At 64.4% G+C, this 16,728-nt stretch carries 18 protein-coding genes; 7 read left to right on the top strand and 11 right to left on the bottom strand.

What is annotated here, in order from left to right; genetic code table 11:
• Positions 1-11 precede the first annotated feature (11 nt).
• Positions 12-665, bottom strand: coding sequence for an L-fuculose-phosphate aldolase (locus tag AC24YW_RS25545; RefSeq protein WP_487485309.1), 654 nt, complete (start codon positions 663-665; stop codon positions 12-14).
• 404 nt (positions 666-1,069) lie between these two features.
• Between AC24YW_RS25545 and AC24YW_RS25550 the strand changes: the two genes are divergently transcribed.
• The 5 genes from AC24YW_RS25550 to AC24YW_RS25570 all read left to right on the top strand — a co-directional run bounded on the left by AC24YW_RS25550 (position 1,070) and on the right by AC24YW_RS25570 (position 5,020).
• A complete protein-coding gene (locus tag AC24YW_RS25550; RefSeq protein WP_487485310.1) occupies positions 1,070-1,276 on the top strand; it encodes a hypothetical protein in 207 nt (68 codons plus the stop codon).
• A 98-nt stretch (positions 1,277-1,374) separates the two neighbouring features.
• The gene (locus AC24YW_RS25555; RefSeq protein ID WP_487485311.1) at positions 1,375-1,941 is read left to right on the top strand and encodes a YciE/YciF ferroxidase family protein; all 567 of its coding nucleotides are present in this window, start codon (positions 1,375-1,377) and stop codon (positions 1,939-1,941) included.
• A 149-nt stretch (positions 1,942-2,090) separates the two neighbouring features.
• Positions 2,091-2,474 (top strand): Hsp20/alpha crystallin family protein, encoded by a 384-nt coding sequence (locus tag AC24YW_RS25560; protein WP_024342525.1) that lies wholly within the window; start codon positions 2,091-2,093, stop codon positions 2,472-2,474.
• An 8-nt stretch (positions 2,475-2,482) separates the two neighbouring features.
• Entirely contained in the window at positions 2,483-4,861 is a 2,379-nt protein-coding gene (gene lon / locus AC24YW_RS25565; RefSeq protein ID WP_487485312.1) for an endopeptidase La, read from the top strand.
• Between the two features lie 3 nt (positions 4,862-4,864).
• The gene (locus tag AC24YW_RS25570; RefSeq protein ID WP_487485313.1) at positions 4,865-5,020 is read left to right on the top strand and encodes a hypothetical protein; all 156 of its coding nucleotides are present in this window, start codon (positions 4,865-4,867) and stop codon (positions 5,018-5,020) included.
• 70 nt (positions 5,021-5,090) lie between these two features.
• Here the strand turns inward: AC24YW_RS25570 and AC24YW_RS25575 are convergent, their stop codons facing one another.
• The 4 genes from AC24YW_RS25575 to AC24YW_RS25590 all read right to left on the bottom strand — a co-directional run bounded on the left by AC24YW_RS25575 (position 5,091) and on the right by AC24YW_RS25590 (position 9,716).
• The gene (locus AC24YW_RS25575) at positions 5,091-5,393 is read right to left on the bottom strand and encodes an HU family DNA-binding protein (RefSeq protein ID WP_018320691.1); all 303 of its coding nucleotides are present in this window, start codon (positions 5,391-5,393) and stop codon (positions 5,091-5,093) included.
• Between the two features lie 345 nt (positions 5,394-5,738).
• The gene (locus AC24YW_RS25580) at positions 5,739-6,971 is read right to left on the bottom strand and encodes an acetyl-CoA C-acetyltransferase (RefSeq protein ID WP_487485314.1); all 1,233 of its coding nucleotides are present in this window, start codon (positions 6,969-6,971) and stop codon (positions 5,739-5,741) included.
• A gap of 255 nt (positions 6,972-7,226) precedes the next feature.
• Positions 7,227-8,687: a GH1 family beta-glucosidase gene (locus AC24YW_RS25585; RefSeq protein WP_487485315.1), complete on the bottom strand. Its 1,461-nt coding sequence runs from the start codon at positions 8,685-8,687 to the stop codon at positions 7,227-7,229.
• A gap of 75 nt (positions 8,688-8,762) precedes the next feature.
• Positions 8,763-9,716, bottom strand: a complete 954-nt coding sequence (locus AC24YW_RS25590; RefSeq protein WP_487485316.1) for a LysR family transcriptional regulator — start codon at positions 9,714-9,716, stop codon at positions 8,763-8,765.
• Between the two features lie 79 nt (positions 9,717-9,795).
• Between AC24YW_RS25590 and AC24YW_RS25595 the strand changes: the two genes are divergently transcribed.
• Positions 9,796-10,371 (top strand): YybH family protein, encoded by a 576-nt coding sequence (locus AC24YW_RS25595; protein WP_487485317.1) that lies wholly within the window; start codon positions 9,796-9,798, stop codon positions 10,369-10,371.
• 108 nt (positions 10,372-10,479) lie between these two features.
• Here the strand turns inward: AC24YW_RS25595 and AC24YW_RS25600 are convergent, their stop codons facing one another.
• The 4 genes from AC24YW_RS25600 to AC24YW_RS25615 all read right to left on the bottom strand — a co-directional run bounded on the left by AC24YW_RS25600 (position 10,480) and on the right by AC24YW_RS25615 (position 14,896).
• Complete coding sequence (locus AC24YW_RS25600) at positions 10,480-11,457, bottom strand: Bug family tripartite tricarboxylate transporter substrate binding protein (RefSeq protein ID WP_487485318.1); 978 nt, start codon at positions 11,455-11,457, stop codon at positions 10,480-10,482.
• A gap of 84 nt (positions 11,458-11,541) precedes the next feature.
• A complete protein-coding gene (locus AC24YW_RS25605; RefSeq protein ID WP_487485319.1) occupies positions 11,542-12,387 on the bottom strand; it encodes a fumarylacetoacetate hydrolase family protein in 846 nt (281 codons plus the stop codon).
• Positions 12,384-14,000 carry a bifunctional 3-(3-hydroxy-phenyl)propionate/3-hydroxycinnamic acid hydroxylase gene (locus AC24YW_RS25610; RefSeq protein WP_487485320.1) on the bottom strand — a complete coding sequence of 539 codons (1,617 nt, stop codon included), beginning with the start codon at positions 13,998-14,000 and terminating at the stop codon, positions 12,384-12,386. Before AC24YW_RS25610 ends, AC24YW_RS25605 begins: the two co-directional genes overlap by 4 nt.
• Positions 13,997-14,896: a VOC family protein gene (locus AC24YW_RS25615; protein ID WP_487485321.1), complete on the bottom strand. Its 900-nt coding sequence runs from the start codon at positions 14,894-14,896 to the stop codon at positions 13,997-13,999. The genes AC24YW_RS25610 and AC24YW_RS25615 overlap by 4 nt, the downstream gene beginning before the upstream one ends.
• A gap of 136 nt (positions 14,897-15,032) precedes the next feature.
• Here AC24YW_RS25615 and AC24YW_RS25620 point away from each other — a divergent pair, with 136 nt between their 5' ends.
• The gene (locus AC24YW_RS25620; RefSeq protein WP_487485322.1) at positions 15,033-15,713 is read left to right on the top strand and encodes a GntR family transcriptional regulator; all 681 of its coding nucleotides are present in this window, start codon (positions 15,033-15,035) and stop codon (positions 15,711-15,713) included.
• A 29-nt stretch (positions 15,714-15,742) separates the two neighbouring features.
• Here AC24YW_RS25620 and AC24YW_RS25625 read toward each other — a convergent pair whose 3' ends face one another.
• Positions 15,743-16,150, bottom strand: a complete 408-nt coding sequence (locus tag AC24YW_RS25625) for a hypothetical protein (protein ID WP_487485323.1) — start codon at positions 16,148-16,150, stop codon at positions 15,743-15,745.
• A gap of 61 nt (positions 16,151-16,211) precedes the next feature.
• The gene (locus AC24YW_RS25630) at positions 16,212-16,379 is read right to left on the bottom strand and encodes a hypothetical protein (protein ID WP_487485324.1); all 168 of its coding nucleotides are present in this window, start codon (positions 16,377-16,379) and stop codon (positions 16,212-16,214) included.
• Positions 16,380-16,728 lie beyond the last annotated feature (349 nt).

Genomic DNA, 16,728 nt, shown 5'->3' on the forward strand with positions numbered 1-16,728 from the left:
TCTGGCCCGCCCTATTCTTCCGACAGGCCGTAGCCGGCCATGCGCTGACGGACCCGTTCGATCTCCTCGCTGGGAAGCAGCGGCGGTTGTCCGATCTGAAGGCAGCCGTGATATTGCCGCGCCAGCGTCTCGACCTCGACCGCCAGCCACATCGCCTTGTCCAAGGTCTTGCCGATCGCGATCATGCCGTGATGGTCGAGCAGGCAGGCGAGCCGGCCCTCCAGCGCCCGCACCGCATGCTCGGACAGCTCCGCCGTTCCGAACGTCGCGTAGGGCGCGCAGCGGATGCTGTCGCCGCCGGCAGCCGCGATCATGTAATGCACGGGCGGGATCTCCATGCCCATGATCGCCAGGATGGTGCAATGGGTCGGGTGGGCGTGCACGACGGCGTTGACGTCGGGCCGCGACTTCAGGATGTCGCGATGAAAGCGCCATTCGCTCGACGGCTTCTGGCCCGGCGGGTGCGAACCGTCCATGGCCATGAAGACGATCTGGTCCGGACTCATGGCCTCATAGGGCACGCTGGTCGGCGTGACCAGGAGCCCGTCCACATGCCGGACGCTGATATTGCCCGATGTGCCCTGGTTGATGCCGAGCGCGTTCATGCGCCGGCAGGCGTCGATGATGGCCTGTCTCTTGGCGAGCTCGTCCGCTGTCATCGACATCTCGCTTTCCTGTCGAGGGCTTGTTGGACGAGTTACGTCAAAGCAACATGACAGTGCAAGCGAAAGCGTCCCGGATCCCGTGACACTCCGGCCGAACGGGATAGCGACAGGTTAACAGATTGTCGCAGCGCCAAGACAAGCTGGTCCGAACCGCCGCGCCCTCGTTGATGACAACAGCACGGAATAGGCGGCGAGCAGCGCCGAGGACGCGGACGACGGCGATGATGATCACGCCGGGTCCCATCTCGACGCGCAAACCGGGCTCGGGCACCTCGACCTGGACCTGCTCGCCGTTCCGGTGCGGCTACCCGGGACCGGCGCCACAGGCTGCGGCCGCATGGAACGAGGTTTCGGTCGCCGACTTAGCTCAGCGTGGCAGCAATGGACAATTGTGGAGACCAATCATGAGCGACAGCGGAATTAGCATGCTCCTGGGCCACGCCTCGGCCCAGATGCTTTGGCTCTGGTTCATCGGCGCGTTCGTGCTCGGCGGAGCCCTGGTTTACGGGGTGATGAAGGCCGGCAACCTGCGCCGCAGCGAGCGGGCGCAGCTCGATCGCAACACCGAGGCACGGCAGCGCCAGGAGGACCCTTACAAGCGGTCGACCTGAGCGAGGTTGCAGTTTGGAACTTTCGTTCTCCGACGGCTTTGATCGCCCGAGGATTGAGGAAGGCGAGGCCTTCCCGTGTCGCCTCATGAGGAGGACGTATGGCTAAGAGAGCGAAGAAACGCACGACGAAGAAGACCGCGGCGCGCCGGCCGCGTCAGGCGCCGAAGATGCTCAGCGACCTGTTTCTGGAGACGCTGAAGGACATCTATTTCGCCGAGAACAAGATCATCAAGACCCTGCCCAAGATGGCCAAGGCCGCGAATTCCAAGGAGCTTGCGGCCGCCTTCAACAAGCATTTGCGCGAGACCCAGGGCCAGGTCAAACGGCTCGACCAGATCTTCAGGATGCTGGGCAAGCCGGCCCGCGGCAAGCCCTGCGAGGCCATCAACGGCATCACCGACGAGGGCGCCGAGATCATGAAGGAGTTCAAGGGCGCGCCGGCGCTCGATGCCGGACTGCTCGCGGCAGCGCAGGCGGTCGAGCATTACGAGATATCCCGCTACGGCACGTTGCGGACCTGGGCCGAGGAGCTCGGCATGCAGGACGCAGCAAGGCTGCTCCAGGAGACGCTGGACGAGGAAGAGGCGACCGATCAGACGCTGACCCAGCTCGCCACCTCCGTGATCAACCTCGAAGCGGAAGAAGAGTACCGCGCGGCGGCCTGACCCGCGCCAATGAACGGAACGTCGCGGCGACATGCCGCGGCGTTCGCTTGGCTTGATCACACGACGGCGCATGGCACATCAGCGCCATCGCACTGGAATTCCTTGGAACCAGCCCCATATGCAGGCTTTGCCAGCCCCGAGCCTGCATCATGCAACCCAAAAATCCCCTCGACTGGATGCTGTCCGAAGCCCTGGACTCGCTGACCCGCGCCGATCGGCTGCGCCAGCAGTTCGGCCGCCAGGAAGCCTGCTGGGAGCCGCCGATCGACGTGCTCGAGACCGAGCGTGAGCTCCTCATCCTCGTCGCGCTTCCCGGCGTCAATCCGGACAATGTCGAGACCGTCATCCACGACGGCGTGCTCGTCATCTCGGGTCAGCGCACCCTGCCGCCGGAGCTGCGCAACGCCCGCATCCATCGGCTCGAGCTGCCGCAAGGCCGCTTCGAGCGGCGCATTGCGCTTCCCCTGGGCCGCTACGCCATCAGCCGTTTCGTGATGGACGGCTGCGTCGCTCTGCGCCTCGCGAAATCCTGAGGTCGATCATGGCCACCGAACCGATGAACAACGAACAAGCCAACAACGACGTGAAGATCCCCGACGACGCGCTGATCATCGTCCCCGTGCGCGAGATGGTGCTGTTTCCCGGCGCCATCGCGCCGATCACGATCGGCCGGGCGAAGTCGATTGCCGCCGCGCAGCAGGCACTGCGCGAGCAGCGGCCGATCGGCATCGTCCTGCAGCGCAGCCCCGAGACCAATGACCCCGGGCCGGACGATCTCTATCGGGTCGCAACCATCGCCAACATCGTGCGCTACATCACCGCGCCCGACGGCACCCATCACATCGTCTGCCAGGGCGTGCAGCGCGCGCGCATCCTCGACTTCCTGCCGGGAACGCCGTTCCCGGCCGCGCGCTTCCAGCAGATTCCCGAGCCGGCCACGACCTCGCCCGAGATCGAGGCCCGGGCGCTGAACCTGCAGCGCCAGGCCATCGAGGCGATCGAGCTGCTGCCGCAGGCGCCGCCCGAGCTCGCCGCGATGTTCCAGGGCACCAGCGCTCCCGGCGCGCTGGCGGATCTGGCGACCTCGTTCATGGACATCAAGCCGCAGGACAAGCAGGAGGTTCTGGAGACCATCGACCTCGCTCTTCGCGTGGAGAAGGTGTCGAAGCACCTGGCTGAGCGGCTGGAGGTCCTGCGCATCTCCAAGGAGATCGGCCAGCAGACCAAAGCCTCCTTCGACGAGCGGCAGCGCGAGGCGATCCTGCGCGAGCAGATGGCGACCATCCAGCGCCAGCTCGGCGAAGGCGACGGCAAGCAGGCCGAGGTCACCGAGCTGACGGCAGCGATCGCCAGGGCCAACATGCCGCCGGAGGCGGAGGCGCATGCCAAGAAGGAGCTGCGCCGCTACGAGCGCATGCCGGAAGCTGCCGGCGAGGCCGGCATGGTCCGCACCTATCTGGACTGGCTGATCGAGCTGCCCTGGGCGCTGCCCGAGGAGAAGCCGATCGACATCAAGGAAGCGCGAGCCATCCTGGATGCCGACCATTTCGGCCTGGAGAAGATCAAGAGCCGGATCATCGAATATCTGGCGGTCCGCAAGCTCGCCCCGCAGGGCAAGGCCCCGATCCTGTGCTTCGTCGGCCCGCCCGGCGTCGGCAAGACCTCGCTCGGCCAGTCCATCGCACGCGCGATGGATCGCCCCTTCGTGCGCGTCAGCTTAGGGGGCGTGCATGACGAGGCCGAGATCCGCGGTCACCGCCGCACCTATATCGGCGCGCTGCCCGGCAACATCATCCAGGGCATCAAGAAGGCGGGCGCGCGGAACTGCGTCATGATGCTGGACGAGATCGACAAGATGGGCCGCGGCGTGCAGGGCGATCCCTCCGCCGCCATGCTGGAGGTGCTCGACCCCGAGCAGAACGGAACGTTCCGGGACAATTACCTGGGCGTGCCCTTCGACCTGTCGCGCGTCGTGTTCATCGCGACCGCCAACATGCTGGACCAGATCCCGGGTCCGCTGCTGGACCGCATGGAGCTGATCAGCCTCGCCGGCTACACCGAGGACGAGAAGCTGGAGATCGCGCGGCGCTATCTGGTGCGGCGGCAGCTGGAGGCCAACGGCCTCTCGGCCGAGCAGTCCGAGATCGAGCCGGAGGCCTTGAAGCTGATCGTCAAGGGCTACACCCGCGAGGCCGGGGTGCGTAACCTCGAGCGTGAGATCGGCAAGGTGTTCCGCCATGCTGCGGTGCAGGTCGCCGAAGGCACGGCCGCGAAGGTGGTGGTGACGGCGAAGGACATCGCCACCGTGCTCGGCCAGCCGCGCTTCGAGGGCGAGATCGCACTGCGCACCAGCGTTCCGGGCGTGGCCACCGGCCTCGCCTGGACGCCGGTCGGCGGTGACATCCTGTTCATCGAAGCCACGCGCGTGCCCGGCAAGGGCGGGCTGATCCTGACCGGCCAGCTCGGCGACGTCATGCGCGAGAGCGTGCAGGCTGCGCTGACGCTGGTGAAGAGCAAAGCCGCTCAGCTCGGCATCGATCCGCAAGCGTTCGAGAAGAGCGACATCCACGTTCACGTCCCCGCGGGCGCAACCCCGAAGGACGGGCCGAGCGCGGGCGTTGCGATGTTCACGGCGCTGACGTCACTGCTCACTAACCGCACGGTGCGCAGCGACACCGCGATGACCGGCGAGATCTCGCTGCGCGGCCTGGTGCTCCCGGTCGGCGGCATCAAGGAGAAGGTGGTGGCTGCGGCTGCGGCCGGCCTGAAGCGGGTGATGCTGCCGGCGCGCAACAAACGGGATTACGACGACATCCCGAAGAGCGCGCGGGACAACCTCGAATTCATCTGGCTGGAGCGCGTCGACGAAGCCATCGCCGCGGCGCTCGAGCCGGCCGAAGCCAAGCAAGCGGCGGAGTAAGCGATGAAGAAACTGCTGGAAAGAGCGAAGCGATCGCGGAAGACGCAGCGGCTGCGCCAGTTGCTGGATCGGGCGATCGACCGGATTCGCGATACGCTCGCAGGACCCGAGCCGCGGCTTCAGCCAGTCCCGGTCCGGGTGAAGCGCCGCAAGGGTTGAGCCCTCCGTCTCAGGCCCTCGCGGCTGCCCCAGACAAAAGGCCCCCTCGTTCGAGGGGGCCTTTGCGTTGTTAGCCCACGGCGTCCTTGGCGGCCTTGACCGGGCGGGCGCGGACGATCTTGCGGGCCGGCTTGGCCTTGAACATCATCTCTTCACCCGTGAACGGGTTGGTGCCCTTGCGCGCCTTGGTCGCGGGCTTCTTGATGACCACGAACTTGGCGAAGCCCGGCACCAGGAACAGGCCGTTCTTCTTGAGCTCCTTGTGGCCGACGTCGGTCAGCGTCTCCATGACGTTCTTGACGTCACGCTTGGAAAGCTCGGTGGCGGTCGCAATCTTTTCGATCAATTGCGATTTGGACATCTGGGTTGGCATCGTGTCTCCTCTGATTCGTTGCCGGTTGCATATTAGACCAACCGTTGAAGGCCTATAGCCTTCTGCACAGTTTTGTCGCGGAATTACGGGCTTTTCTGGCCTGCTGTGACAAAAAACCCTGCTTTTTAGCTACTTCCGGCGCGGAGGAAGCCTTGGGCAGCGGTTTTTGCCTTGTTTCAAAGGCCCGCACGACATCTTGCTAGAACTGATTCGCCGCTTTCGACAAGCGACGACCGGCCTCTTTGTGAAGGACCGGTCGTGTTTCACCCTGAAAAATAAGGGTCGGATCGCAAGTCGGCGGTCTCCCTCCCCGTAAAAATGGGGAGAAAGTGAGTGGGCGAGTGGTCAGACGCGCTCGATGATGATGGCGGGCGCCATGCCGCCGGCGGCGCACATTGTGACGAGACCGCGCTTGAGGTCGCGCCGTTCGAGCTCGTCCAGCACCGTGCCGATCAGGATCGAGCCGGTGGCGCCGATGGGATGGCCGAGCGCGATCGAGCCGCCGTTGACGTTGACCTTGGCCCGGTCGAGCTTGAGGTCGCGGATATATTTTTCTGCCACCACGGCGAAGGCCTCGTTGATCTCGAACAGGTCGATGTCGTCGATGGTGAGGCCCGCCCTGGCCAGCACCTTGCGCGTTGCCGGCACCGGCGCGTTCAGCATCAGGGTCGGCGAGTCCCCCATGTTGGCCATCGCGACGACGCGCGCCCGGGCTTTGAGGCCATGGGCCTTGGCGTAAGCGGGCGAGGCCAAAAGGATCGCGGCAGCGCCGTCGACGACGCCGGAGGAGTTGCCGGCGTGATGCACGAAGTCGATCTTCAGATCAGGGTATTTTTGCAGGATCAGGCCGCGATAGGTCGTGCCCTTGTCGTCCAGCGCGTAGTCCGCGATTGCCGGAAACGCCGGCTTCAGGCTGCTGAGGCCTTCCATCGTGGTCTGCGGCCGCGGGTATTCTTCGTGATCCAGCGCCAGGCTGCCGTCCTCGCGGTGCACAGGCACGAGACTCTTCTTGAAGTGGCCGTTCGCGATCGCGTGCGCGGCGCGCTTCTGGCTCTCCAGCCCGAGCGCGTCGACGTCGCTTCGGGTGATGCCCTCCAGCGTCGCGATCGCATCGGCGCAGACGCCCTGATGCGACTGCGGATGCCGTGCCCGCAGGCGCAGATTGCCGCCGTCCATCATCATCGGACCGCCGCCGCGGCGTCCCTCCATCGACATCATCTCGCAGCCGCCGGCGATGACGAGATCCTCGGCACCGGCCATGATCGAAGATGCCGCCATGTTGACGCTGGTGATGCCGGAACCGCAAAAACGATCCAGCGTCACCGCGCTGGCACGCACGTCGTAGCCGGCATCGAGCGCCGACATGCGGCCGAGATCGCCGCTCTGCGTCGCCACTTGCGCGCTGCAGCCCCAGACGATGTCGTCGACGTCGGCGGTGTCGATGCCGGTGCGGTCGGCGAGTGCGCGCAGCACGATCGCCCCGAGCTGCTGCGGATGAATGCCCGACAGGGCTCCCTTGCCGGCCTTGCCGATACCCCGCGGCGTGCGGCAGGCATCAATGATCAGCGCGTCAGGCATTGGCGTCGTCCTCTTTTATGAGTGTTGAGGACGGTTTTGAATAAGGGGGAGAAGAGAGTCAATGCACGGCGCTACACGGTTTCTCCCGCCCCTCTCCCGGATTTTCCGCTACACGAAAGCCTCAGCGACGTCATGGCCGGGCTTGTCCCGGCCATCCACGCCTTGCTCCAGGCGGGAAGAACGTGGATGCCCGGGACAAGCCCGGGCATGACGAGCTGTCAGGATCTCTCAGATGGCTCGACATGAAGAAAGCCGCTACGCCCCCGCCGCGTTTTTCGCGATCACGTTGCGGTAGAAGCTGGCGCTGAGCTTTGCGGTGCGGACCTGGGTGTCGAAATTGACGTGGTACAGCCCGAAACGCTTGTTGAGGCCATACACCCACTCGAAATTGTCCATCAGGCTCCAGAGGAAATAGCCGCGCACCGGCACGCCTTCGTCGGTGGCGCGCTGAAGCTGGGCGAGATAGTTGCGCAGATACATGATGCGGTCGGTGTCGTAGATCTTGCCGTCGGGCGACACCACATCGTCGCCGGAGGTGCCGTTCTCGCTGATATAGATCGCATCCGTCTTCCAGATCTTCGCCGCCAGTTTCGGCACCCAATAGATCGTCTCGGGTCCGACGCGCAGCCAGTCCGAGTTCATGTGCGGGAAGGATTTCGGGATCGGCAGCGGCTTGAAGCCCGCGCCCTGGTCGGACGGCACTACATAGTTCTGCGGCGCGTAGATGTTGAGACCGAGAAAATCGACCGGCGAGGAGATGATCTTGAGCTCCGCATCGGTGTATTTCGGCGCGTTGGGCCCGGCGTATTTCAGGAAGGCGTCGGTATAGCGGCCCGTCATGATGACGTTGAGATAGCCGGCATTCATCTCGCGCAGCGCGATCTCCGCGGCGCGCACGTTTTCCGGCGTATCGAACGCAGGCGCGCAGGCATCGATGTTCTCCGCCGGCCCCACCCTGGTGCCGCGCCGACCGTGGGCGCGCACCGCCTGCACTGCGAGCCCGTGCGCCAGCGCGCTGTTGTGCCTGATCTGGTTGACATCGGCTTGCGGCAGCTTCAAGCCCGGCGCGTCGATGCCGACGCCGTAACCGAAATGGACGAAGCGCCCGCTCTCGTTCAGCGTGAACACGTTCCTGACGCGGTCGGTGAGGTGCTTTGCGACATAGGCCGCATAGTCGCCGAAGATCTTGCAGGTCTCGGTCGAACGCCAGCCGCCGAAGCGATCCTCGAGCGATTGTGGCAGATCCCAATGATAGAGGGTCAACCACGGCTCGATGCCGTTCCGCAAGAGCTCGTCGACCAGACGATTGTAGAAGTCGAGCCCCTTCGGATTGGGCTTGCCGTCGCCGTCCGGAAACAGCCGCGGCCAGGCCACCGAGAAGCGATAGGCCTTGCAGCCGAGCTCCTTGATGAGGGCGATGTCCTCCTTGTAGCGGTGATAGTGCTCGTTGGCGCGGTCGCCGGTGGTGCCGTCCTCGATCTTGCCGGGGATGCGGACGAACTTGTCCCAGATCGAGGCCCCTCGCCCGTCCTCGTTCACCGCGCCCTCGACCTGATACGACGAGGTCGCCGTGCCCCAGAGAAAGCCCGCGGGAAAGCCGCCTGCATTGCGCGGCGGCCGAGCCGGCTTGGCTTCGACGACAAGGGGACTCGCAATCCCGGCTGCGGACAATCCCGCCAGCTTGGCAAACCGGCGGCGCGAGACCCCGTCCGTCATTGATGCTGCTCCACTTCTTTTCGTTTCGGGCCGGCACAATGAACAGTTCCGGGCGATTTGAGAAGCGGGTGCATTCTAGCGTCGGCCTGCTCCGATTGAACCGACCACAATCTGCATCAGCCACGCGATGCCTGCGTCTCTCATAGCCGCCTTGGTCGCGATGGCCCGGATCGTATCCGGTTTGCGCGCGAAAGGCAGTTCGACAAACACCAGGCCGAAACGGCCGGCGTGCTGCTCCACCAGTCGGCGCGGCAATGCGGCGATCAGATCAGACCCGGACAGCTGGGCCAGCGCCATCATGAAATTCGGGACAGTCAAAGCGATGCGGCGTTCGAGGCCGCGTTTTGCCAACATCTCATCGACGAAACCACGCGGTTCCCCACTGAGAGAGACCAGCAGGTGCTGTGATTGCGCGAACGCAGCATGGGTTAGCGCTTTTGCGAAGGGATGTGCCTTGCGCATGGCCAGCACGAACTCCTCCTCGTAAAGCCTGCGCGCCTCGAAACGCGGTGATACCGCCGGCAGCGGCAACATTGCGATATCGAGCTCGCGTCGTTCGAGCATGTCGAGGCTTTGCTGCCAAGGCTCTCCGATCGCGCCACCGCGCGGCGCAGGCATCAGGTGGATGAGCCCGATGTCGATGTGAGGCGCTGCGGTCGCGATCGATCGCAGGAGCGGACCGATTTCGGAGACCAGTACGGCATCGGGAGCCCCAATCGTGAACCGACGGCCGCTTTGCTCCGGGTCGAACGGCGCAGCCGAGCCGATCAGCTGTTCGACGCGCGCGATGATCTCGGCCACCGGCTCACCAAGCTCCAGGGCGCGCGCCGTCGGAACGACGCCCTTCGGGGTTCGCAAAAACAGCGGATCGTTCAGCAGAAGACGGAGCCGGCCAAGCGCATGGCTGACAGCCGACGGCGTCAGGCTCAGCCGAGCGGCTGCACGCGCGACATGGCGCTCTTCCAGGACCACGCGGAAGAGCACGAGGAGATTCAGATCAATCCTGGATAGATCAATTTGGTTCAGCATGTTGCTGAAATCATATCGCTGGATTCATTGAGATCAAGGCTTCATGCATTGGGCTCGTCGTTCGATCAGGAGCTTACAAATGACCAAGAAACCGTCCGGGCTGAACAGGTGGCCATGCGAGCAGGGAAAGATATCGCGGCGCTCGATGATGGGCGCTACCGCAGCAATTACCCTGTCCGGTCAGCTTTCGGCCGACGCGGCCGCGGGGAGCGACGCGATAGCAGGCCTCGTCGAACGCGCCCGCGAGAAGAATGCCGCCTTCATGCGTGGCGATATGGATCGCTGGTCCCAGCTTGTCCGCATCGCGCCCGATTTCACGCTGATGCAGCCCTTTGGCGGGCCTACAAGTCGGGGATTCGACGCTAGCCCCCAGCGTCTGGCTGCCCTATCGCGATACTTCAGGGAAGGCGAAACCGAACTCGAGGTGTTGCAAACTTATGCATCGGACGCGCTCGTCGCTCTCGTCATGGTCGAGCGCCAGCGCGCCGAAGTGGGCGGGTTGCCGGCTCAAGACTGGTCGCTGCGCGTGACCGAAGTCTACCGCAAGAACGGCACGGATTGGCAACTCGTGCACCGTCATGCGGATCCGCTGGTCCGAAGCATCACCTTGAAACAGGCGGCGATACTCGCCCGGGGCTGGCCGGAGGAAGAATGACGAAGCGCTGCAGATGAGTTCGGAGCTAACGCGAGATCTTGTCCGACATGGGATGCGGCCCCCGCGATGGTTGTTGTAGCCGTACCGTGACGCCAGCTCCGGAAGCGCCTATTCAGGCTCGATGCCGAGCCCCTGGATGATCCTGCCGGACGAGGCGAGCTGGTCATCGAGGAAGCGCTTGGCGCCGGCCGTCGTCACGGCATCGCCGACACGCACATCGAAGCCGAGGGTTGGCGCGCGCTCGCGCACATCGGACGATTCCAGGGCGCGTGCAATCTCGGCGCTCAGTTTTTCGACGATGTCGGCAGGCGTACCGGCCGGGGCCATGAACATGAACCAGCCCTGGAGATCGACGCTTTGCAGCATCTCCGCAATCGCGGGAACGTCCGGCAGGGAGTCGATCCGTTTGGAACCTGCCACCGCAACCGGTCGCAGCGTACCCACCTTGATGAAGGCCTCGGCGATCGAGGCCGATTGGATCGTCACCTGGATGCGGCCTGAGATGGCGTCCTGCACCGCATTGGTGGTCGTGTTGTAGGGGATGAGAACGAAGCCGGTTCCGGCGCTCTTGTTGATCGCTTGGGCGATCAGGCCCGAGAGATTGCGCGCACCGTCAACGGCGAGGCTCAACGAACCCGGCGCCGATTTTTCGAGCTTGATCAATTCCGGCAGAGTCTTGGCCTTCACCTCGGGATTGACGAGAAGGACGTGGTTGCTCTTGGCCACCATCGCGACCGGCACGAAGTCCTTCACGGGATCGTAGGGGAGCTTCTTGAACGTGTAGGGATTGGTGACGAGCGCCGCCGACGTGGCGAACAGCAATGTGTAGCCGTCCGGAGCCGCACGGGCGACCGCCTGCGTGCCGACAAGGTTTGCGGCGCCCGGTCGGTTCTCGACGACGAACTGCTGCCCGAAGGTTCGCGAGAGTTTTTCGGTGATGAGGCGACACATCACGTCGGGGCTGTTGCCCGCCGGCTGAGGCACCACGACGGTCACGGGCCGCTGCGGCCAGGACTGCGCGAAGGCCGGTAGAGAGCAGCATAGCGCGACGCCGGCGAGGAGCAGACGACGGGACAATCCGGACATGGGTGTTCCTCCCTGGAGATCCCGCTTTGCGGGCCATTATTGGTCGTTCGCGCGCCGCTGCCGGCGCCGGCAGCAGTCGCCAGATCAGGCTTCGTCTTTGATGACGTTCGTGAGCACGCCGAGGCGTTCGACCTCGACCTCGACGACATCGCCAGGCTTCATCCAGAGCGGCGGCTCGCGCCGCGCACCGACGCCTCCCGGCGTTCCGCTGACGATGACGTCCCCGGGCTCGAGCCGCGTGAACGTGGAGCAGTATTCGATCTGGCGCGGGATATCGAAGATCATCTGCTTGATCAGCGCTTCCTGCACGACCTGTCCATTGAGGCGGGTCTGGAGCTTGAGCTCGCCGAGCGGGCCGAGCTCGTCCGGCGTCATCATCCAGGGTCCGAACGCGCCGGTATCCGGAAAATTCTTGCCCGGTGTGAATTGATGGGTGTGACGCTGGAAATCGCGAATGCTGCCGTCATTGTAGCAGGCGTATCCCGCGACATGATCCATGGCATCCGTGCGGGAGATGTAACGTCCCGCCTTGCCGATGACGACCGCGAGCTCGCCTTCGAAGTCGAGGTGGGTCGAGACGCGCGGCCGCACGATCGGCTGCAGATGTCCGGTCTGGCTGTTGGCATAGCGCGAGAAAATGGTGGGATGATCGACCTCGGCGCGGCCGGTCTCCTTGCGGTGGGTCTCGTAGTTCAGGCCCACGCACAGGATCTTGTCCGGGTTCGGGATGACCGGGAGCCAGGTGACCGTTGAGATCGGAACACCGGCGACGGAGGTCTTTGCATCCGCAACGCCGGCGAAGCCGGCGCCGATGGCGGCCTTGAGATCGGCATAGCGCGCTTTGAGTGCGGTGCCGAGATCGAAAAAGGTTTCGTCTTCGACAATGCCCCAGGTGGTGCGGCCGTCGATCGCCACGGTGGCAAGCTTCACGGTATTCTCTCCATGTCAGATCGGGGATCTTGTGTTGCTCGGACGTCGCGACGACGCAGCTCGGCCTCGGCCAAGAGATCGCCGAGCTCGGAGGCGTTGCGCACGGTTCCGAAAACGTAATGGTCTGGTCGCACGATCGCAGCGACGACACCGTGGCGGTCGAACCAGCTCGCGAGCACGCCATCGGTCTCCTCAAGCGCATTTGGCAGACCCGCGCCGGCAGGCGCGACTGCCGCCGCCGATACGTCGAGGCGCGCGGCACAGAGCGAGAGCATGGAAGCGGCATCATCGCTGCGGCCGTCGATCACCACGCGCCAGCCGGTCCCGGTCACATCGTCCAGCAAGCGATCAGTACGGCCGCTCGCGATGCGCGGCTGCGGAAACAGCGTGCCACGTGCGGGCATCTCGTGCTGTGACAGGCATCCTGCGCGGAGCGGCGGAATGATTTCCTGCCGCGTCAGCAGCAGCGGCTTGCCGCCGCCCTCAGCCAGGATTTGCGCATCGCGCCGCCGGGCCGCTGCCGGATCGCGTTCGCAGATGGACTGACCGATCGCCTTGATCTTGCCGGTCAGCTCGATGACGTGCTGCCTGCGTTCGACCGTGTAGCTGTCGAGCAGGCTGTCGGAGGAGACGCCCTTGAGCACATGATCCAACTTCCAGACCAGGTTCGTGGCGTCGCGCAGGCCCTGGCACATGCCCTGGCCGATGAAGGGAGGCTGCTGGTGCGCGGCATCGCCGGCGATCAGCATCCTGCCGCTGCGCCACTCGGCGGCGACGAGGGCATGGAAGCGATAGGAGGCGGCCCGCCACAATTCCCCGTCCTGTGGCGTGAGCCAGGGCGCGAGCAGCTTCCAGACGTTCTCGGGCCGCTCCATCAGCCGCGCGTCTTCTCCCGGCAGGAGCATGATCTCCCAGCGGCGATGATTCCCAGGACAGATCAGGAAGCTTACGGGGCGCGCCGGATTGCAGAATTGCGCGGAGCATTGCGGCAGGCGCGCAAGCGCGTCTTCGTTCACGCGGACGTCGACCACCAGCCAGGGTTCATCGAAGATGAGGTCCTCGAGCGCGAGACCTGCGATCTGACGCACGGTGCTCGATGCGCCGTCGCAGCCGAGCACGTAGCGCGCGGTCACGGAACGGTGCCGACCATCGCTTTCCTTCAGACGCGCCTCGACGCGATCGGGCGTTTGCACGAGACCCAGGAGCTCGACGCCAAGCTCGGCACGCACATTGGAAAAACCGGTCGCGTGGCGGCGCAGTTCGGCCTCGACCGCGGGCTGGCTGAACACCATGCTCGGCGTGTAGCCAAGCGGATAGGGCTTTGCGACCATGTCGATGCGGCGGATCAACTGGCCGTCGACGCCGAAATGCTCCGATGCGGTGAAGGGCTCGATATAGGGCGAGATTGCACCTGCAAGGCCCATATTGTCGAAGTGACGGAAGATCTCGTGATCGAGCGCGATCGCGCGCGGCTTGTCGTACACGTCGGTCAGCCTGTCGATGACGAGGATGCGATGACCGAGGCGGCCGAGCAGGCCTGCAGCAACGGCGCCGGTCGGCCCGAAGCCGACGACGAGCACGTCGCAATCGAGGCCGCCGGCCGTATCCGTCATGCGCGAGCCATTGCGAAGGGAACGGCGAGCTGGGCCGCTTTACAGGCTTCCGATTTCGGCGGGGCTATGCCCCATTGATCGCTCCGTCCCGGAGGCCAGACCCAATCGCTCGGGCCCTTCGCGACGTAGCTGTCGTCGATCTGCAAGACTTCGGCTGTGTATTCGACCACGGCACCTGTCGGATCGACGAAATAGGCGAACACGTTGTCGCCCGGACCGTGGCGGCCCACGCCCCAGCCGATCGGATAGCCATGATCAATCATGCGGCCGGAGCCACGCATGACGGACTCGAGATCGGGCATGAGGAAAGCCACATGATTGAGGCCGTTGCGAGGAGCCTCCGCAAGCACGATCGCGTGGTGATCGCTGTTGCAGCACAGGAACGCCATCAGCTTGGATCGATCCGACAGCCGGAATCCCAAGGTCTCCTGGTAGAAGGCGGAGAGCTTTTCGATGTTGGCGCTGTTGATGTTGACGTGCGCCAGCCGCTCGGGCCGGTCGGCGATTACGCGCGCCTGTTTGGTGCGATCGCCATGCACGAACTCGATCGCGCATCCCTGCGCCTCGCGGACCAGGAAACTCGTCCCGCCTGACGGCGCAAGCGACGGCGCGGGCGAGCTGATCACCTCACAGCCGGCCTGCCGCGCACGCCCGAACAGGTGGTGCAGATCGTCGTGCGAGCGAGTGCGGAAGCTGATCTTGCGGAGCGATGTCGCCTCGCCCGGCGTGAGCTCGAGGACGTGGAAGTCGCTGCCCGTCGCGGCAAGGTACACCGTGCCGCCCGCTTCCGCGGCGACGTCGAGGCCCCAGACCTTGCTGTAGAACTCGACCGAGCCGGCAAGCCGCGGCGTCGTGAGCTCGACACTGCGCAGGGCCGTTACCGGAAAGTCGGGCATTTGGGCTTCCTTAGAAGAGAACGCGAGCGCCCTCCCTCATAATATGTATAAAGTAAGCCGTAAAGCACAAATTTATAAATAACTGGCTTGAGGCGTGCTAATGTATACAAGCGCTGGAGATTCGGATGGGATGCCCATGAGCACTGACGATCAACCGGCCACCCTGGCCACCACGATCTACGCGCGCCTCAAGGCTGACATCCTGACGACGCGGCTTGAGCCCGGTCGCAAGCTCCAGTCGCGCTTCCTGATGGAGCAGTACAATGTGGGGCAGACCCCGCTGCGCGAAGCGCTCAACCGCCTGACCAGCGAAGAGTTCGTCGTCGGCATGGAGCAACGCGGCTTCTATGTGAAGGAGGTCAGCAAGGAGGAGTTGCAGGAGCTGACCAAGACCCGATGCTGGGTGGAAGGCCTGGCGCTCCGCGAGTCCATGCAGAATGCAACCCAGACCTGGGAAGAGGCTCTGCTGGTTGCGCATCACAGGCTTGATCGTACGCCGCGCTCGCTCAAGCACGATACATTCGAGGACAATCCGGATTGGGAGAAGGTGCACCGTGCCTTCCACACGACGCTAATCGGTCTTTGCGGCTCACGGCCGCTGCTCGGTTTCTGCGAGCAACTCGCCGACCGGCTCTATCGGTATCGCATGATGTCGATTGCGAAGGCCTATCCAGCACGCAAGGTCGGTGCCGAGCACAGCGATATCCTTCAGGCGGTTCTCGGCAGGGACAGTGAACGGGCCGTGCATCTGCTTCAGCAGCACTATCAGCGTACGGCCGACGTCATCTATTCCGATCTCGACGGATTGCTGGGCTAGCTTGGTCTCTGGGACATGTCGCGGTGCGTTCAGCGCGAGCGCCTCGGCAATTTCGGCAGCTTGTCCGGATTGAACGCCGCCATCTGTTCGGTCCGCTCGCGCGGCGGCGGCTGCTTTTCCGTCAGGATGAGCGTTCCGTGCAGGATCATGCCCGGCGCCTGAGGTGCCGTCGCGGTGTAGGTCGCGATCTTGCCAGGACAGCTTCCTTCGATCGTCAACGTCAGCTCATCATCGTTGCCGAACACGGTGGCGCGACCGTCGGTGTGACGCTTCGTCAATACGATGGCGGTGAAGCGATCTCCATCGATCTGGCAGGTGCCGTGATAGGTCATCAGGCTGTCACGGCCCCAGATCTGGCCGTCTGCGACATGGACGATCCCCGTGCCCTGGTCGATCGGCGTCTTGTACCACGCCGCGTAGGTGCCGTCCTTCAGCATGGGAGCAGCCTCCCCTGGTATTCCCACGCCGACAATTGGCATCATTAGCGCCAACAAACGGTTAATGACCGGGCCCGTGCCAATCCGGTCTTTCCTTGCGCAGCTCGGCCTCCAGCTCCTCGATGATGCTGTGAAGCAGACTCGCTGCAAGCGGATCGGTCACCTCGCGCTCCAGATGCCGGTAACGAGCAATCTGGAATTCGTGCTCTCTCAACTGGCGCTCTGTCATGAGATGGGCCCTCCGGCGAACCGACGCGGAGACCGACGGAGAGTTTCGTTACAATTTTAGGATCATTTGCGATGGTTTCCAGTTGGTTAAAGGCACGCCCCCAGCTGCGGATTACCCGAAAAATTGCCTTGAGACCGGCGCCACCAGCCTGAGCGCGGCGGTTGAACGTCCAGGCCGTGGCTTCCAATTGCGCGCCCGGCGGGCTTCTGCTAGCTTGAGGTACGTGCCTCATTTCACCTCGCCGGCCGGGTCGGTGACCCGCCTCTGCCGCAATGATGCGGTGGCGGCTGATTGCCGCGCCGCTGGGGGTGAGGCATGCGCCCAATCTGGGCTCAAGCAGAGTTGGCCA

Source organism: Bradyrhizobium sp. USDA3516, from assembly GCF_057651995.1.

Excerpts from the sequence above, each read along its gene's own strand:
- AC24YW_RS25545 (WP_487485309.1), bottom strand. The coding sequence starts at position 665 with ATGTCGATGACAGCGGACGAGCTCGCCAAGAGACAGGCCATCATCGAC.
- AC24YW_RS25550 (WP_487485310.1), top strand. The coding sequence starts at position 1,070 with ATGAGCGACAGCGGAATTAGCATGCTCCTGGGCCACGCCTCGGCCCAG.
- AC24YW_RS25555 (WP_487485311.1), top strand. The coding sequence starts at position 1,375 with ATGGCTAAGAGAGCGAAGAAACGCACGACGAAGAAGACCGCGGCGCGC.
- AC24YW_RS25560 (WP_024342525.1), top strand. The coding sequence starts at position 2,091 with ATGCAACCCAAAAATCCCCTCGACTGGATGCTGTCCGAAGCCCTGGAC.
- lon (WP_487485312.1), top strand. The coding sequence starts at position 2,483 with ATGGCCACCGAACCGATGAACAACGAACAAGCCAACAACGACGTGAAG.
- AC24YW_RS25570 (WP_487485313.1), top strand. The coding sequence starts at position 4,865 with ATGAAGAAACTGCTGGAAAGAGCGAAGCGATCGCGGAAGACGCAGCGG.
- AC24YW_RS25575 (WP_018320691.1), bottom strand. The coding sequence starts at position 5,393 with ATGCCAACCCAGATGTCCAAATCGCAATTGATCGAAAAGATTGCGACC.
- AC24YW_RS25580 (WP_487485314.1), bottom strand. The coding sequence starts at position 6,971 with ATGCCTGACGCGCTGATCATTGATGCCTGCCGCACGCCGCGGGGTATC.
- AC24YW_RS25585 (WP_487485315.1), bottom strand. The coding sequence starts at position 8,687 with ATGACGGACGGGGTCTCGCGCCGCCGGTTTGCCAAGCTGGCGGGATTG.
- AC24YW_RS25590 (WP_487485316.1), bottom strand. The coding sequence starts at position 9,716 with ATGCTGAACCAAATTGATCTATCCAGGATTGATCTGAATCTCCTCGTG.
- AC24YW_RS25595 (WP_487485317.1), top strand. The coding sequence starts at position 9,796 with ATGACCAAGAAACCGTCCGGGCTGAACAGGTGGCCATGCGAGCAGGGA.
- AC24YW_RS25600 (WP_487485318.1), bottom strand. The coding sequence starts at position 11,457 with ATGTCCGGATTGTCCCGTCGTCTGCTCCTCGCCGGCGTCGCGCTATGC.
- AC24YW_RS25610 (WP_487485320.1), bottom strand. The coding sequence starts at position 14,000 with ATGACGGATACGGCCGGCGGCCTCGATTGCGACGTGCTCGTCGTCGGC.
- AC24YW_RS25615 (WP_487485321.1), bottom strand. The coding sequence starts at position 14,896 with ATGCCCGACTTTCCGGTAACGGCCCTGCGCAGTGTCGAGCTCACGACG.
- AC24YW_RS25620 (WP_487485322.1), top strand. The coding sequence starts at position 15,033 with ATGAGCACTGACGATCAACCGGCCACCCTGGCCACCACGATCTACGCG.
- AC24YW_RS25625 (WP_487485323.1), bottom strand. The coding sequence starts at position 16,150 with ATGCTGAAGGACGGCACCTACGCGGCGTGGTACAAGACGCCGATCGAC.
- AC24YW_RS25630 (WP_487485324.1), bottom strand. The coding sequence starts at position 16,379 with ATGACAGAGCGCCAGTTGAGAGAGCACGAATTCCAGATTGCTCGTTAC.